Origin of the sequence: uncultured Algibacter sp. (assembly GCF_947487575.1) — a bacterium.
Classification (GTDB): Bacteria; Bacteroidota; Bacteroidia; order Flavobacteriales; family Flavobacteriaceae; genus Algibacter_B.
The window spans coordinates 315,655-332,558 of the sequence record NZ_CANKXG010000002.1 but is presented as its reverse complement, the minus strand read 5'-3'; the positions used below and the strand labels follow the sequence as shown (position 1 = coordinate 332,558).

The following is a 16,904-nucleotide window of genomic DNA, read 5'->3' as shown; positions in this document are numbered from 1 at the left end:
TATCTGTTAAATTTCATTTCTAAAGTAAAGGTATATCTGTTTTTTTCAAAAAAGGATGCCGCTACAATCCCTAACCTTTAGTTTGTATTCAATATAAATTTATAGCTTCAAATAGAATAGTAGATATGATAAAGGTTCTAAAGAGTTTTAACATTTTATTTACTTAAGCCTAAAATTATGAAAAATTATTTATTTCATATTGGTATTGACATCTCAAAATTAAAACTAGATGTTGTTTTGATAGACAAGAGGGGTACCGCCTTAAACACACACTTTGTGGTTACCAATACCACCAAAGGATTAAAACGCATGTTTAACCTTCTAAAAAAACAAGGCATTGATTTTAACAGACCCTATTTTGTTTTAAGAATACAGGTGTTTACACGTTTCCTTTAAGCTGTTTTTGTTATGAGAACGATTATGATTATTGGATTGTACCCGCAGTAGAGATTAAGAGGTCCAAAGGTATCTCAAGAGGAAAGAGTGACAAGACCGATGCTAAGGATATTGCATTTTATAGTATTCGTAACATAGATAAACTCCAGATCTCAAGTGTTCCAGAGAAAGAAATCCAGCAATTAAAGTTGCTTTATAGTGAACGATAAAAAATTAAGAAATCACTTTTAATATTCAAATCAACTAAGGAGAACCAAAACTTTGCTCCTTCATATGTCTATAAAACAGTAGAGGCTCATAACAAGAAAACAATTAAATTTTTAGAAGCAAGTTTAAAGCTTTCTATAATTTGTTTCCAAATTGGGTTTGATTCAACTGTTTTATCGTTAAGCAATTTATCTAACGTACTTATCAAATAATTAATATCCTTTTCTGTTAGATGATTTCTAGCCTTAAACTTCTTACGTCTTACAACGTCAATAAACTCAATAAATTTATTATCGAAATCTATTTTATTTTCTTCTAAAAAGTTTTTTATGCTTTTTGAAAGATTGTAATAAGAATAAGTCCCTTCATATTGATTATCAAAACCCCAAAGAGTAACATTGTTTTTTTCTAAAAACTGAATAAATCTAGACATTTATAGGAGTTAGATCACATTCCAAAGATATTTCTTTTGTTATGGTCAAAATATAAACCGAAAAAATCGCTTTCAAAAGCAATGTCTTTATAACCATGTTTTAAAACCAGATATTTAACAAATTCTGTTTTGGCTTTAAAATCGGATGCTATATGATGTTCAGCTTCTCCTAAAAAGGCAACCTTTTTGTCAGTCAAGTTTGTTTCTAAAATATTTTTAACATCTTCGGTTAAAAGATTTTCCATTGAGTTCAATTCGTGGATATTTTCTTTGATTTGAGCTACAATAGAATTTAGACCAAAGACAATAATAAGTGTCACTATCGATTTTTTCATATTGTTGCTAATGTTTTTATGGATATGCGTCGTTTTAATGATTTATATCTGAGGGTAAACGAAGTTGTATTTTTTTTCTGATAAAGTCAAAAGCAATGTTATTCAAAACTAAATAAAGAAAACAAACTTCAAAAAACTAAAAAACATCAAAATCTTGAATTTCTAGATATGACAAAAGTCATAGTTGTTAGCCTTTGTAAATCATAACTTTAAAGTAGTGAAATTATGATGAGTTTATGTGATGATAATCTCATCAGTTAAAACGAAGTGTCATGAAAGCTAAAAAAAATCCAAACGTAGAAATAGGTAGAAATAGCAGTATTTATTTTGCTATAGGGTTAAATTTAATGTTGTTTTTATCTTGGCAAGCTTTAGAGTATAGAACTTATGAAAAAGACGATTTAGTTCTAGATTTTGTTGAAATGCAAAGTGAATTTGAGGAAGAAATTCCTATTCTGAATGCTAATACACCGCCACCACCACCGCCGCCAGCTGTAGTTCAAGAAACTATTCAAATTGTAGAAGATGTTGAGGAAATTGAAGAAACCGTAATTGAAAGCACAGAAATAGGTCAAGATGATGCAATCGAGGAGCGTATTGTAGATGTAAGTGATATTCAAGTCGAGGAAATAGATGAAGATGTGCAAGTAGCTTTCTCCATAATTGAAGATGTACCAGTATTCCCAGGTTGTGAAAACTTATCTAAACAAGCAACAAAAGAGTGTTTTCAAAATAAAATACAAAAGCACGTGGCTAATAATTTTAGGTATCCAGAAACCGCTTTAGAATTAGGAATTCAAGGACGTGTTTCAGTAATTTTTGTAATTGATAAAACCGGAAATATTACAGGTGTTCGCTCTAGAGGGCCCGATGCTATTCTACAAAAAGAAGCAGAGCGTATTATAAATAAATTACCAAAAATGAAACCCGGAAAACAGCGAGGTAAACCTGTAAAAGTATCTTATGCTGTACCTATATTTTTCAAGTTTCAAGAAGGTTAAGATTAGTAAAGGGTTTTATGTCAATGTAAAAAAGGCAGTTTGAAAATATATTCCGACTGCCTTTTAATTTAAATGTTTCACCTTATCATTGTGAAATATCGCTTTTCTAAAATCATTTGGTTTCTTTTCATTCATTAGTTTTAAACCATCACTAGCCTCAATTAACATATTAAAATTAGCTTCACTAGCATGGTGTTGTAATTTACTTTTGTATGTAGTAATCAATATAAATCTATATGGCATTTCTGCTGTTGGTTACGTTTCTAGTAATTGATAACTATCTATATATATCCTATTTCAATAGCTTTAATACGTAATTGCTCTCAATTGTTTTGATAATAAAATAGCACTTCGGCTTTGTTATTATTTAAAACCTGCACATAGTCAATCATCGATATTTTTTCAGTCTGAGCATAACTCCATGAGACAATTATAGCTAATAAAAAATGTGATTATTCTTTTCATAATTTAAAATTTTAAGCAAAGGAAAATAGGTAATTTGATAGTCAAATTATAAAGATTTAACATTTCAGCTACAAAAAATAACAGTTCGGTAAGTTGGTTTTTAAAAACATGGACTTCTGTTGGATATTTGTCTCATCATTAAAAAACAACCATTATGAAAAAAATAATTATTATCGCAACACTTTTAGTTTCTGGGTTTATAAATGCACAAACTAATTATGAAAAAGGGATGCAAAAAGCCTTTGGTCTTTGGGAAGAAAATAAACCCATAGAAGCAGCAAATTTATTTGAGCGTATAGCAAAAGCAGAAACAGATAATTGGTTACCGCCCTATTATGCAGCTCAAATCAATATCATTTACAGTTTTGGAGAACGGGATGAAGAGAAGCTTACTGCAAAACTAAAAAAAGCACAAGATTTAATAAATGATGCCACAGCCATCTCAAAAGAAAACCCTGAGATATTAGTTCTACAAGCTTTATTGCATACTGCTTGGGTGGCTTATGATGGCGCTACGTATGGTATGACCTTATCAGGAAAAGTAATAGAGCTTTACACGAAAGCAAATATGCTAGCTCCAGAAAACCCAAGAGTAGTATACTGCAAGGCAGAGTGGGATATTGGAGGGGCTAAATATTTTGGACAAGATGTTACACCATTTTGTAAAGATTTAGAACGTGCCACAGAACTTTTTGCTAACTTTAAACCAGAAACACCATTTTACCCAAATTGGGGCGCAGACCGAGCAAAAATGCTATTAGAGTCTTGTGGTAAGTAAAAAATACTAGATAAATAATTATGACGAAATCGACTAAAAATATCATTACCACTTTCATTATAGGATGTGTCATTTTTGTAATTGGCAACCTGTTATCTGGCGGATTTGATTTTGAAACAACTAATGAGTTTTTAATCGATTTTGGATTTTATCAACTGTATTCTTTTGTGTTAGGCTATTCCAATATGTATTTTTTTGATTACATGGAACGCCGCAACTGGAAAAAGAATGATAACATTAAGCGTATCGTAATTGGTATTCTAGGGGCAACAATTATAACCTTAATTGGTCTGTTTATACTCAGAGTTTCAACCTATATGGTATATGGAGGGGTTTCGTTTAATGATTTTTTATCTAGAGAAACGTTTAAAAGTTATCAATTTGGTTTATGGATAACGCTAACCATTGTTATCATTTTTCATGTTATCTATTTTTATAATAAGTATCAGCAAAATAGAATAAAAGAACAAAAAGTAATTGCAGGTACAGCAAGTGCTAAGTTTGATGCTTTAAAAAACCAGCTAGATCCACATTTTCTATTCAATAGTTTAAATGTGTTAACCAGTTTAATTGAAGAGAATCCAGATAATGCACAAAAGTTTACAACATCATTATCAAAAGTATATCGCTATGTTTTAGAGCAAAAAAATAAAGAATTAGTAACGGTAGATGAGGAGTTGCAGTTTGCTAAAACCTATATGTCTTTACTTAAAATGCGTTTTGAAGATAGTATTGTTTTTACCATGCCCGAAACTGCATCAAACCCAGAAAGTAAAGTGGTGCCATTATCATTACAATTGTTATTAGAAAATGCGGTAAAGCATAATATGGTAACATCAAGTAAACCTTTGCATATTAGAATTTATGAAGACCAAGGAGATTTGGTAGTTGAAAATAATTTACAACCCAAACAAATAGTCAAAAAGAGTAGTGGTGTAGGTTTAAGTAACATCAAACAACGCTACGATTTATTAACCAACAAAAAAGTAAATATACACAAAGAAGCAAATCGTTTTGCAGTAGCAATACCTATGCTTACTAAAAAAATATCAGTCATGAGAACAGAACAATCAACATCACAATTAGATGACAGTTACATGCGCGCATTAAACCATGTAGACGAACTTAAAGGGTTTTATTACAGTGTTATATCGTATTGCTTAGTTATTCCATTGTTAATATTTATCAATTACAGAACTTCATGGAATTTCCAATGGTTTTGGTTCCCAATGTTTGGTTGGGGTATTGGTTTAGCTATTCAAGCTTTTAAGGTTTTTGTAAACGATGGTGCATTTGGAAGAAAATGGGAAAAACGCAAAATGGAAGAATTTATGCGTAACGAAGATAAAAATTGGGATTAAAAAATTAAATAAAATGGAACAAATGCAAGATACAGAAACTAATAAAAAAGAGATAAGAGCCCGTAAGCATATCGAAGATATAAAAGCGTTTTATCAGCACCTCTTTGCTTACTGTTTATTTTCACCGTTCATGATTTTTATCAATTATAAAACCTATTGGGATTATAAATGGTTTTGGTTCCCAATTTTAGGTTGGGGTATAGGAGTAACCATTCATGCATTTGTAGTTTTTGTTCACAAAGGCACCTTGGGACGTAATTGGGAAGAACGCAAAATTGAAGAATTAATGCGTAAAGACGAAAACAAATGGAATTAAAAAATTAAGATTATGGAAGATTCTAAATTAGTACCATACCAAAATAAAAATCATCAAAAGGAGCAAGCTTATATACGTGCAAAAAAACGTGTAAAAGAAATTAAAGGCTTTTATTGGCATGCATTATGGTATGTAGTCGTTAATGTTTTTATAGTTTTTATCATTGTTTCTAACGGCGGTAAACTGTTACATTTCGGAACCTTTTCAACACCCCTTTTCTGGGCTATGGGCTTAGGCTTTCATGCACTAGTAGTTTTTGGTAGAAACCTTGTTTTTAGCAAATCATGGGAAGAAAAAAAGATTAAACAATACATGGATAAAGATAAAAAACAATGGAAATAAAATAAGTTGGGCGTTACCACAAGGGTCGGGCTTTTCGTTACAAGTCCTCGGTCCGCCAATAAAAATTGGCAAACCTGTGGGCTATCCACTTCAATCCCTAACGCACCATCCGCCAACAAAAAGTTAACCATCAAAAACAAACCAATCAATGAATATCATAATTATAGAAGACGAAAAACCATCTGCAAGACGGCTACAACGTATGCTGCAAAAACTAGATTTATCAACAGATGTTATGCTACATTCCGTAGAAGAATCTATTAATTGGTTTCAAAATAACACGCATCCAGATTTAATATTCTTAGACATCCAATTAAGCGATGGTTTATCTTTTGAAATCTTTGAAGCTATAGAAATAAAATCAGCTATAATATTCACCACAGCCTATGATGAATATGCACTTAAAGCTTTCAAACTAAACAGTATCGATTATTTGCTAAAACCTATTGACGAAGACGATTTAGAAAGCGCAGTAAAAAAATACCAAGAACGAGCACCTCAAAAACAAGCTGTAACCTTAGATTTTAATGATATTAAAAAACTACTAGTAAACCCAATTGATAGAGAATACAAAAAGCGCTTTTCAGTAAAAGTAGGGCAGCACCTAAAACTTATAAACATAGATGAGATTGAATGTTTTTATAGTGAAAATAAAGGCACCTATCTACATACTACAGAAGGCAGAAACTACCTGTTAGATACCACGCTAGAACATCTTGAAGATGAGCTAGAACCTCAAACCTTTTTTCGTATTAACCGTAAGTTTTTTGTAAATATAAATGCCATTAAAGATATGGTAAGCTATACCAACTCACGTTTACAAATAAAACTCCATTCTTATAACGAGCAAGAGGTTATCGTAGCCCGAGAACGTGTTAAGGATTTTAAGGGGTGGTTAGAGTAGGCTAGTTTATTTACCCCTTGTTTTGCTCATAATACTCTAAAACATGATTAGGGATGTCCATTTTAGTTGGTATACCTTCATCTGCAATTGGGTATTCGGCAACCAGCTTTAAAGGGACTAAGCCAGCCCAAACATTTAAATCGTAATCCTCAGGTTCATCACCAACACCAACATCTCTTATTTTAGCAGAAGCGGTATTAATAGTCATTTCCACAACTAGTGTTCTATCTAATTCTTTTTTGTGCATGGGTCTAATGCCATCCCAACGCCCTTTCATCATGTGTTCCATAAAGTAAAAAAGCGCTTTATCTTTCTCTTTAGGAGCTTCAATCTTTTTAACTGAACCAAATAAAGTAACAGAACGATAGTTAACAGAATGGTGCAGTCCAGAACGCGCTAAAACTAAGGCGTCTAAGTGCATAACAGTCATACTCATTTCTTTAGCTTCCAATAAGGCTAATAACATTCTGTTGGCTTGAGATCCGTGCAAATAAATTTTATTGTCTTTTCTTCCGTAAGCCATGGGTAAAGTAATGGCTCTATTTTTATATACATAACTTACATAGCCAATAAAACCGCTATCTAAAATGGTATTTATTTTTTCAACATCATAAGTAGCCCTTTTTTGTCCACGTTTTACTCGGTTCAATTTTGTTTTTTCGTATGTTTTCATGCTTATAAATCTTTACCGAAAATTAAATTTGGATAATTACTATTTCCAACAAAAAAATCAATATTTCCAATTTTTTTGAAGCCGTATTTTTTATAAAAATTAATTCCTTTTTTGTTTTTATAATATGCAGTCAGCCATATCTTTTTAAATTTTAAATCAATCGCTTTTTGCAGTATAATTTCTTGTAATTGAGAACCTATTTTTAGCCCAATAAAATCGTTTAAAACGTATAGTCTTTGTAGTTTACAAGAATTAATTTCTGGTTTTGTAGGGTGTTTTATGTTTAATGCTAGTTTAGCAAAACCAACTGGTAATTCATTAGAAAAAACAATCCAATATAGAATGTCATCATCATTTAATTCTTCTTTAATCCTAGAAACTGCATAATGTTCATTGTAAAATTCAAGTAAATCGTTTTTGTTTTCTATATAATCTCCATGAGATTCTGTGTAGGTTACCCTTCCTAGTAGGGCAATATGAATAGCATCAGATGATATGGCTCTTCGTATTTCAATCATTTTCAACTTATTTATTTATATATCTGTTTGTTTGACTATTTCAAAATTACTAGTTTTATGGACTCTTATAATCGTCCAGAATAAATATAATTAATAGTCCAGATGTTTCCGTATAAAACCAGTATTCAATTTGATAGAAAAAGTAATCAAGCATTGTATTTACAATTGTCAAATCAAATTATTCAATTGATTAAAAACCAAACTTTAGGTGCTAATACAAAACTTCCTGGTAGTAGAACTCTAGCAGAACAGTTAAATGTTCATAGAAAAACTATTGTTGCTTGCTATGATGAGCTTTTGTTGCAAGGTTGGGTAGAAAGTATTCCTAAAAAGGGAACTTTTGTATTAAGTAATTTACCTGTATTAAAACAACATAAGTTAAGTGATTTTGGTGATGTTAATTTGAAAAAAAATAGTGGTTTTTCTTTTTATAAAAACAGCGATTTACCCGAAAAGCCTGTTAAGAGAGATGAAGATTTTATGTATTTAAATGATGGAATTTCGGATGGCAGATTAACACCAATAGATGAAATTGCTAGAACATACAGAAGAATTTCTGCAAAAAAATCTGTGTTCAAACATTTGTCTTATGGCTCTGTTTACGGGAATGATACTTTACGTGAAGTTTTAGTAAGCTATTTAAATACAACAAGAGGGTTAAATATTAATAAAGACAATGTGCTGCTTACTCGCGGTAGTCAAATGGGAATTTGGTTATCATCGCAATTATTACTTAAAAAAGACGATATTATTGTAGTTGGAAATACTAATTATGAGTCTGCAGATTGTACTTTTTTATATCAACAAGCAAAACTTGAAACAGTTTTGGTAGATGAAAACGGAATAGTAACTGATGAAATTGAAAAGTTATGTAAGAAACAACAAATTAAAGCGGTTTATGTAACGACTCACCACCACCATCCAACAACAGTAACGCTTTCTGCAAAAAGAAGAATTCATCTTTTAAATCTTTCAAAGCAATATGGTTTTGCAATTATTGAAGATGATTACGATTATGATTTTAATTATAATCATGCTCCAATTTTACCATTAGCAAGCCACGATACTAATGGACATGTTATTTATATAGGTTCGGTTTGTAAAACTGTTGCTCCAGTTTATAGAATTGGTTATTTAATTGCTTCAAAAGCGTTTGTAGATGAAGCAGCTAAATTGAGAGGTTTTATAGATAGACAGGGCGATGCATTATTAGAATTAACATTTGCAGATTTTATAAAATCTGGGGATCTAGATAGGCATATTCGTAAAGTGATGAAAATTTACAAACAAAGACGTTACTTGTTTTGTAAGCTTTTAAAAGATGAAATAGGTGATTTTTTCCAATTTGAAATTCCTATTGGTGGTATGGCAGTTTGGGTAAAGTTACATCCAGAGTATTCTTGGTTTACTATTGCTGAAGTTGCTAAAAAGTATAAATTAGAAATTGGGAATTGGCAACGTTATGATAGGGCTAAATCAAGCCATAATTGTATAAGAATTGGTTTTGCAGCTTATAATGAAAATGAAATTTATGAATTAATAAACAGATTAAAGAAAACAATTATAGAGATTAAAAACTGATAACCTTTAAACAAAATTAAGTTTTTTATTTCTTAACTAATCTACGCATCGCCACCCATTGCTTCAGCATCGCTTTGGCATCTTGTGCAGGATACCCTAAAACTGTTTCACCAGCTTTTACATTATTCATAACCCCAGAACCAGCACCAACAGTTGCACCAGATTCTATAGTAGTATGATCTTTAATTGAGGCACTTCCACCAATAATAACACCATCACCTAAAGTTACAGAGCCTGCAAGCCCACTATGTCCTGCCATAATACACGAACGTCCCATAACACTATTATGTGCTATTTGCACGAGGTTGTCAATTTTACAGCCATCACCAACTATGGTACTACTAAACTTAGCACGATCCACACAAGAATTTGAGCCTATTTCAACATAATGTCCAATAATAACATTTCCAATCTGTGGTATTTTAGTTAAACCTTTACCATCATCACTCGGTCTATATCCAAAACCATCTGCACCAATACTTACATTAGTATGAAAAATGCAATGGCTACCAATAATACAACGTTCTCTAATTACGGTTCCAGACCACGCCATGGTATTATCGCCTATAGTGGTTTCATCAAAGACACATACATTTGGATAAAGAATTACGCCACTCCCTAAAACAACATCTTTTCCAACATAACAATTGGCACCAATTTTACAGCCATTTCCAATTTTAGCGGTTTCATGAATTACTGCAGTTGGATGAATATCGGTTTCAAATTCTGGCACTGGCGGATTAAATAATTCTAATACTTTAGCCATAGCCAAATCAGCATTTTTCACCTTAATAACAGCACGATTGTCTCCAGGTTCTATAGTTAAATTGTCGTTTACTAAAACAGCAGAAGCTTTAGAATCACCCCAATATTTCAAGTATTTACTACTTCCAATAAATGTGATGTGATTTTTTTTAGCGTTTTGAAGTTGTTCTGGGCCTTCAATAATGTTTGTTGTATTACCTATTAATTTTCCTTTTAATAAGTTATTAATCTCCTGAATAGAGTATGATGCCATGTGGTTGTTTTATTTTGTGTATTTGTAAATCTAATAGAAAAAAAACAGAAATTATAATTTTTACTCTTCAATCCTATTTTCATCAAATGCAGAGGGTAGTATTTTTGGAATAAATTTTACTACTAATGGTAATAATAAAGCGCCACCTGGCAGTAAAAATATTGCAAGGCTTGGTATGGATTTAAAAATATCAAGTAGTTGTTCTTGTACTTTTTTTTGTTCGTTTTTATTCAAGTCTCTAAAGGTAGATTGAGTAAGTAAAACCATAAGTTCTTTACTGTCTTTCAATTCTTGATACAAACGCTTACTATTTCTAGTAATTAATTTATTAACCATTTTACTAGAATTGTTATAAAAGCTTTGTACTACATTTTTTGTGCTTAATAGCGCAATGTTATTTTTATTAACGGTATAAAACTTGTTAACTGTTTTAATAGATAGGTTGGTTTTAGAGGTGCTTAAGTTTAAATCTCTACCTAGTTTTTCTATAAAATGTTGTTCTTCAATATCAATCATTTGGTCGCTCCATGTTGCCATGCAAGCGATATCAAGTATGTAATATTTCTCTAATTCGGTAGTGACATTTGCAATAGCCTTTTTGTAGTTTACATGAGAGTTTTCTTGATATCTTAATGAAGATTCAAATAACTTAATTAAACTCTCGTCATATTGGTTTTTAGTTTCTTTAGAGTTTAAAACATCCAGAGAAATTGAAGTAATGGAAGCCTCAATATTTTTTAAATAATCAATAGTAGAAATGTTTATATTTTCAATAAAGGCTTTGTAAGCTAAAATATCTACAAATAAAAGGGCATTAATAATAAAGTAATTAAAGTTTTTGGTAAGTACATTGGCATCTATTTGAATACGCTTATGTATAATCTTTTCTAATTGCTCATCAGATTTTTTTCCTCCTAATAAATCTTGAAGAAAAGAAGTTTTACTAGAATCTATGTTTTCATAAAAACTAATTACGCTTTCAATGAAAGGAATTTTACATTTAGAATTTGTATGAGTGTAAAATAGTGCTAAACATAAATTGGTTTTACATAGCTCTTCTTCGGTTAAGTCCTTTTTTAGTATAACTTGATTTACTACATCCAGATTACTACCATACACAAACCCACAAGACCTTAGATTATCATAAAAGATGTCTTCATCATGTTTTAAAAAGAGATTATTGTTTTCTGTCTCTTTAAGTAACTTTTTTATCCAACCTGATGATGATGGGTTCATAATTCAATTGTAATAATAGATTGTAAAAGTAAACTTTTAGCTGAATAATTAGGTTAGTTTTTCTTTAACAAAGTTATAAGCGAACTCTTTTAATTAATAAAAATGGATTCGAGTATATTCCCAAATACCTCCATATTAACACCAGAGCGATTTGTTAAAACAGAAATAACAATAGATTCTTTAGGATAAATTAGAAGAATAGTAGAAGCACCAACACCGCCACCAGTATGATAATATTTGTGTGTATTGTTTTTTGTGCATTCTACAGAAAAACCAATACCGTAACCTGTTATTTTTCCCGATTTTAACTTCTGAGAAGTTATCATTTCTGACAAAGCTTTTTTCGAGACTATTTTTGGCGAGATAATTTCTTCTCCAAACTTTATTAAATCTTCAGAAGTTGATAAGAAACCACCACCGGCCACTTTATATTCATTGGCAACAGGTGTTGAAAGTGTGCGTTTGTTTTTGTAAAACATAGTCTTGTTTGGAGAGTCTAATTCAGAATCATCTAAAAAAGTATGAGTCATTTCTAAAGGTTTAAAAATAGAATTTTTAACCAAAGAGTTAAATTCTGTTTTAGAAGCTTTTTGCATAATTTCACTCAAAAGAACATATCCAAAAGTATTATATGAGAATTGTGTTGATGGCTCAAATAATAACGAGTCGTTTTTGAATAAGTCTATACCTTCAGAGATTGATATTTTTTTGTTTAAGGTAAACTCGTTGCCTTTGTAATGCCTTATTCCAGCTAGGTGTCCGCCCAATTCTTTAACAGTAAAATCATAATTGTTTTTTGGGTAATCTGGAAGGTAATTATAAATACTTTCACCTAAATTAATAATTTTATTATCGATTAATTTTGCTAGTGTTAAAGCGGTAATAGATTTTGATATACTAGCAATTCTAAAAAGTGTTTTGCTTGGATTTACTTTTGTTCTGGGCTTTCTATTAGAATAACCAAACCCTTCTGAGAAAATTAGTTCACCATTTTGCGATATGGAAATAGACATTCCAGGAATCTTTTGTTGTCGTAAAAACTTTTTGGCTTTTTTCTTAACCGTTTTAATTTTATAATCGGTAGATGTTATATCCGAGCTAAAATTAAAACCAACAGAAGTTAAAAATATAATTAATGATGCTAAGATATGTTTCACGGATATAGTAAATATTTTTTTCTTGTTTTTTTAAACTTTTTTAAATCATTTTCCCAAGTAGTTTTAATATCAGTTTCAGATAAACCGACTTCAATTTGTTGCTGTAACTTATCTGTTCCGGCATGAGTTGTGAAGTTTTTAGTATTAAAAAATAATGATTTATCTGTTGCGTTTTGATAGGCATCAATGACCCATTTAAGTGTCATAACACCATTTATAACTTCATCTTTTAAGTCTTTACCATAGCAAATGTTATTTTTATGTTTAGGATGTTTGGCTCCAAAATTTGCCACAGGTGTGTAGTTGAATTTATAAGCATCTTTATTTAAAAATGGTGCACCATATCTTTGAAATTGAAATTCTGTTCCACGACCAGCATTTATATTGGTGCCTTCAAAAAGTCCAAGACTAGGGTATAATTTTATGGATTGATCGTTTGGTAAGTTAGGTGAAGGTCTAATTGCCAAACTATAAGGTGTTTTATGGGTGTAATTTTTAATAGGGATAATAGTTATTTCACATGTTAGAGCATTGTTTAACCATTTTTCCCCATTAATCATGTGTGCATATTCACCAATAGTCATGCCATGCACCAGAGGTATAGGGTGCATTCCTAAAAAACTCTTATTTTCAATCTTTAAAGTAGGGCCATCAACATAATGCCCGTTAGGATTTGGTCTGTCTAGTATTAAAACTGGTATATCTTGTTCAGCACAAGCTTCCATAATATAATGTAATGTAGAAATGTAAGTGTAAAATCGAACACCTACATCTTGAATATCAAAAATTATAATATCCAAACCTTCTAGCTGTTCTTTTGATGGTTTTTTGCTGCTCCCATGAAGAGAAAATATTGGTAAATTAGTTTTTGTATCAATACCATCTTTAACTAGTTCACCTGCATCAGCTTTTCCACGAAACCCATGTTCGGGAGAAAAAACTTTTTTTATATCAACATTCAAAGCAATTAAAGAATCCACTAAGTGTGTGAAGTTTTTACTATCCGTCTTCAGTTTAAAAATCACTGATGTTTGATTAGTGACTATACCAACCCGTTTTCCTTTTAATAAAGGCAAATACATTTTAGTTCTATTAGCGCCAACAATCAAGGAACTATCAATCACACCTTGTTTCAAAACATCTTCTGCTTCAAGCTTCGCACTTCTAGCTTCAGACTTCCCTTTACTTCCACAAGAAATCATGACTAAAACAAATAATAAAACTGTATTTTTGAAAACATTAAACGGCATAGTATACTTTGAATTACGAGTTTTTTATAGCTAAACGCATTATTGGTAGTAAAGCGTATAAAAGTAGTATATCGGCACCAATAATAAAAATTGGTATCGCTGCAATTGCTATTGGAATTGTGGTAATGATGATTGCCATAGCTACAGGTATTGGTTTACAACAAAAAATCCGCGATAAAGTAGTGGCGTTTAATGGGCATGTTACCATAACAAATTATGATAGTAACAACTCGCAAGAAAGTGTATTTCCCATTTCTAAAAGTCAAGATTTCTATCCAGAATTTAAAACAGTTGAAGGTGTAAAACATGTACAAGGTGTCGCTTCAAAATTTGGGGTTATCCGAACCGAAAGCGATTTTGAAGGCATTTATTTAAAAGGCGTAGGCGCAGATTATAACTGGAAATATTTTAAAGAATTTCTTGTTGAAGGCAAGCTACCAGATTATTCGCAAAAACGAAATGAAGATGTTTTGATTTCTAAATACCTAGCAAATCGGTTAAACTTTAATATAGGCGATAATTTTCAAATGGTATTTCCTAAAGACGACCCAGAAAAACTACCTAATATCATCACGTATAACGTTGTTGGAGTTTATAATTCAGGGTTTCAAGAATTAGATAAGCAATATCTTATTGGTGATATTCGTCACTTACAACGTATCAATAGATGGAAAAAAGACCAAGTGGGCAACTTTGAGGTTTTCATTAATGATTATGATGAACTTGATGAAAAGGGAGTAGAAATACATCAAAATATTTCCTCTTTATTAGATTCTCAAACCATCACAAACCGATATTATTCCATATTCGAATGGATTAAAATTTTCGATAAAAATATTTACGGAATTATTGGCATCATGATACTCGTAGCAGGCATTAACATGATAACCGCCTTACTTGTTTTAATACTAGAGCGCACCAGAATGATAGGCGTTTTAAAAACCCTAGGAAGTAGCAATTGGAGCATCCGTAAACTCTTTTTATACAACGCATCATATCTTATACTACTAGGTTTATTATGGGGTAATATTTCAGGTTTAGGTCTGTTATTTGCCCAAAAGTACTTCAAGCTATTTCCACTAGATCCAAGTGTGTATTATGTAACCGAAGCACCAGTTTACATCAGTTTTGGGTATATTTTAGCCTTAAATATTGGTACGTTAATCTTGTGTTTACTCATGCTATTAGTACCATCGTACATCATAACAAAAATATCACCAGTAAAAGCCATTAGGTTCGATTAATTTATTTTTTGGGCGTTACCACAAGGGTCTGGCTTTCCGTTACAAGTCCTCGTTCGTAACTTACTGTGGGCTTTTCACTGTAATCCCTAACGCATATAATAACTAACTTTTAACATATACCAACTAGCTTTTTAGTATTTTTGGTTACATACAGATATACTATGGATTACGCAAAAAACATACTAGAAACCATTGGTAATACACCTTTGGTAAAACTTAATAAACTAACAAAAAATTTACCTTGTTTAGTGTTATCAAAATACGAAACCTTCAACCCAGGAAACTCCACAAAAGATAGAATGGCTGTTAAAATGATAGAAGATGCAGAAGCCAATGGAAGTTTAAAGCTAGGCGGAACTATAATAGAAGGCACCTCAGGAAATACAGGAATGGGATTAGCCTTAGCAGCCATAGTAAAAGGCTATAAAATGATTTGTGTAATTAGCGATAAGCAAAGCAAAGAAAAAATGGATATCCTGCGTGCAGTAGGCAGCAAAGTAATTGTTTGCCCAACAAATGTAGAGCCAGAAGACCCAAAATCATATTACTCAACATCCAAAAGACTTGCCGAAGAAACTCCTAATTCATGGTATGTAAACCAGTATGACAATCCAAGTAATGCCTTGGCGCATTACGAAAGTACAGGCCCAGAAATTTGGAAACAAACGGATGGTAAAATAACACATTTCGTGGTAGGTGTCGGCACAGGTGGCACCATTTCAGGTGTTGGTAAATATTTAAAAGAACAAAACCCAAACGTTAAAATATGGGGTATTGATACGTATGGTTCTGTATTTAAAAAATACCATGAAACTGGTGAGTTTGATGAAAACGAAATTTATCCATACATAACCGAAGGTATAGGCGAAGATATTCTTCCAAAAAATGTCGATTTCAGCATTATTGATGGCTTCACAAAAGTAACCGATAAAGATGCAGCAATTTATACTCAAAAATTAGCCAAAGAAGAAGGTATGTTTCTAGGTAATTCTGCAGGGGCAGCTATAAAAGGCATTCTTCAACTTAAAGAACATTTTACTAAAGATGATGTTGTTGTTGTACTTTTTCATGACCACGGCAGTCGTTATGTAGGTAAAATGTTTAATGATGAGTGGATGCGAGAACGTGGGTTTATAGAAGATGAGGTTACTTCAGCTGCAGATCTTGTGGCAAGCCATTCAGAAAAAACATTAGTTACAGTAAAAACTGAAGAATTAGTGTCTCATGCTATCGAGCGCATGAAAGCGCATAAAATATCTCAAATACCAGTTGAAGATTCTACAGGGTTTGTTGGTGCCATTGACGAAGCAGATTTATTAAGAAAGTATATCGAAAACAAGGATATTTCAGATTTACCAATTAAAGAGGTGATGCATAAACCATTCCCAATAGTTGATAAAAACACACCAATTGAAGCCATATCCAAATTATTTAATAAAGAAAATAATGCGGTAATGGTAAAGCTAGAAGATGGTAATTACCAAATTATCACTAAGTATGATATTATTAGTGCGTTATAGTATAAATCACTAATATTTAATAAAACGTAACTAAATCGGGTTCTAAAAATTTTGTTTTTGATTCATCAAAATTAAATATATCAAAGCTGTAGTGTTATTCCTAAATAATTCGCAATATAATAATGTGGAATATTATTTATTAAACTAAAATATTCATTTAAGAATACTT

General features: G+C 31.4%; 19 protein-coding genes and 1 pseudogene. 11 read left to right on the top strand and 9 right to left on the bottom strand.

Annotated elements, in window-relative coordinates; all coding sequences use genetic code 11:
* Positions 1–177 precede the first annotated feature (177 nt).
* Together Q0870_RS03670 and Q0870_RS15405 are read left to right on the top strand one after the other, a co-directional pair.
* Entirely contained in the window at positions 178–396 is a 219-nt protein-coding gene (locus Q0870_RS03670; protein WP_298551193.1) for a hypothetical protein, read from the top strand.
* A 17-nt stretch (positions 397–413) separates the two neighbouring features.
* Positions 414–605 (top strand): annotated as a pseudogene (locus tag Q0870_RS15405) (IS110 family transposase); the annotation flags it as partial.
* An 86-nt stretch (positions 606–691) separates the two neighbouring features.
* Here the strand turns inward: Q0870_RS15405 and Q0870_RS03665 are convergent.
* Together Q0870_RS03665 and Q0870_RS03660 are read right to left on the bottom strand one after the other, a co-directional pair.
* On the bottom strand, positions 692–1,036 hold the full coding sequence (locus tag Q0870_RS03665) for a hypothetical protein (RefSeq protein WP_298551192.1): 345 nt from the start codon (positions 1,034–1,036) through the stop codon (positions 692–694).
* A gap of 14 nt (positions 1,037–1,050) precedes the next feature.
* Positions 1,051–1,371, bottom strand: a complete 321-nt coding sequence (locus Q0870_RS03660) for a hypothetical protein (protein ID WP_298551190.1) — start codon at positions 1,369–1,371, stop codon at positions 1,051–1,053.
* Between the two features lie 272 nt (positions 1,372–1,643).
* Between Q0870_RS03660 and Q0870_RS03655 the strand changes: the two genes are divergently transcribed.
* Positions 1,644–2,372, top strand: a complete 729-nt coding sequence (locus Q0870_RS03655) for an energy transducer TonB (RefSeq protein WP_298551187.1) — start codon at positions 1,644–1,646, stop codon at positions 2,370–2,372.
* Positions 2,373–2,435: 63 nt separating this feature from the next.
* Here Q0870_RS03655 and Q0870_RS03650 read toward each other — a convergent pair whose 3' ends face one another.
* Positions 2,436–2,615: a hypothetical protein gene (locus Q0870_RS03650; protein ID WP_298551185.1), complete on the bottom strand. Its 180-nt coding sequence runs from the start codon at positions 2,613–2,615 to the stop codon at positions 2,436–2,438.
* 376 nt (positions 2,616–2,991) lie between these two features.
* Between Q0870_RS03650 and Q0870_RS03645 the strand changes: the two genes are divergently transcribed.
* From Q0870_RS03645 to Q0870_RS03625, 5 genes are all read left to right on the top strand, one after another.
* Positions 2,992–3,615 (top strand): hypothetical protein, encoded by a 624-nt coding sequence (locus Q0870_RS03645; protein ID WP_298551184.1) that lies wholly within the window; start codon positions 2,992–2,994, stop codon positions 3,613–3,615.
* A gap of 20 nt (positions 3,616–3,635) precedes the next feature.
* Positions 3,636–4,976, top strand: coding sequence for a histidine kinase (locus tag Q0870_RS03640; protein ID WP_298551182.1), 1,341 nt, complete (start codon positions 3,636–3,638; stop codon positions 4,974–4,976).
* 13 nt (positions 4,977–4,989) lie between these two features.
* Positions 4,990–5,292, top strand: coding sequence for a 2TM domain-containing protein (locus tag Q0870_RS03635; RefSeq protein ID WP_298551180.1), 303 nt, complete (start codon positions 4,990–4,992; stop codon positions 5,290–5,292).
* Positions 5,293–5,304: 12 nt separating this feature from the next.
* Positions 5,305–5,634, top strand: coding sequence for a 2TM domain-containing protein (locus Q0870_RS03630; RefSeq protein ID WP_298551178.1), 330 nt, complete (start codon positions 5,305–5,307; stop codon positions 5,632–5,634).
* A gap of 148 nt (positions 5,635–5,782) precedes the next feature.
* Positions 5,783–6,538 carry a LytTR family DNA-binding domain-containing protein gene (locus tag Q0870_RS03625; RefSeq protein WP_298551176.1) on the top strand — a complete coding sequence of 252 codons (756 nt, stop codon included), beginning with the start codon at positions 5,783–5,785 and terminating at the stop codon, positions 6,536–6,538.
* A gap of 10 nt (positions 6,539–6,548) precedes the next feature.
* Here Q0870_RS03625 and Q0870_RS03620 read toward each other — a convergent pair whose 3' ends face one another.
* Both Q0870_RS03620 and Q0870_RS03615 read right to left on the bottom strand, forming a co-directional pair.
* Positions 6,549–7,211 (bottom strand): pyridoxamine 5'-phosphate oxidase family protein, encoded by a 663-nt coding sequence (locus tag Q0870_RS03620; protein WP_298551174.1) that lies wholly within the window; start codon positions 7,209–7,211, stop codon positions 6,549–6,551.
* A 2-nt stretch (positions 7,212–7,213) separates the two neighbouring features.
* On the bottom strand, positions 7,214–7,729 hold the full coding sequence (locus Q0870_RS03615) for a GNAT family N-acetyltransferase (RefSeq protein ID WP_298338491.1): 516 nt from the start codon (positions 7,727–7,729) through the stop codon (positions 7,214–7,216).
* Positions 7,730–7,831: 102 nt separating this feature from the next.
* On the opposite strand from Q0870_RS03615, the gene Q0870_RS03610 reads away from it, so the two are divergent.
* The gene (locus tag Q0870_RS03610) at positions 7,832–9,310 is read left to right on the top strand and encodes a PLP-dependent aminotransferase family protein (protein ID WP_298551172.1); all 1,479 of its coding nucleotides are present in this window, start codon (positions 7,832–7,834) and stop codon (positions 9,308–9,310) included.
* Between the two features lie 25 nt (positions 9,311–9,335).
* Here the strand turns inward: Q0870_RS03610 and lpxD are convergent, their stop codons facing one another.
* The 4 genes from lpxD to Q0870_RS03590 all read right to left on the bottom strand — a co-directional run bounded on the left by lpxD (position 9,336) and on the right by Q0870_RS03590 (position 13,971).
* Complete coding sequence (gene lpxD, locus Q0870_RS03605; RefSeq protein WP_298551170.1) at positions 9,336–10,328, bottom strand: UDP-3-O-(3-hydroxymyristoyl)glucosamine N-acyltransferase; 993 nt, start codon at positions 10,326–10,328, stop codon at positions 9,336–9,338.
* A 60-nt stretch (positions 10,329–10,388) separates the two neighbouring features.
* Positions 10,389–11,564, bottom strand: a complete 1,176-nt coding sequence (locus tag Q0870_RS03600) for an LETM1-related biofilm-associated protein (protein WP_298551167.1) — start codon at positions 11,562–11,564, stop codon at positions 10,389–10,391.
* 89 nt (positions 11,565–11,653) lie between these two features.
* Positions 11,654–12,721, bottom strand: a complete 1,068-nt coding sequence (locus tag Q0870_RS03595; protein WP_298551165.1) for a serine hydrolase domain-containing protein — start codon at positions 12,719–12,721, stop codon at positions 11,654–11,656.
* Positions 12,718–13,971, bottom strand: coding sequence for a DUF1343 domain-containing protein (locus tag Q0870_RS03590; protein WP_298551163.1), 1,254 nt, complete (start codon positions 13,969–13,971; stop codon positions 12,718–12,720). Before Q0870_RS03590 ends, Q0870_RS03595 begins: the two co-directional genes overlap by 4 nt.
* Before the next feature lie 8 nt (positions 13,972–13,979).
* Between Q0870_RS03590 and Q0870_RS03585 the strand changes: the two genes are divergently transcribed.
* Complete coding sequence (locus Q0870_RS03585; RefSeq protein WP_298551161.1) at positions 13,980–15,215, top strand: FtsX-like permease family protein; 1,236 nt, start codon at positions 13,980–13,982, stop codon at positions 15,213–15,215.
* 161 nt (positions 15,216–15,376) lie between these two features.
* Positions 15,377–16,735, top strand: a complete 1,359-nt coding sequence (locus Q0870_RS03580; protein WP_298551159.1) for a pyridoxal-phosphate dependent enzyme — start codon at positions 15,377–15,379, stop codon at positions 16,733–16,735.
* The last annotated feature ends 169 nt before the right edge of the window (positions 16,736–16,904 follow it).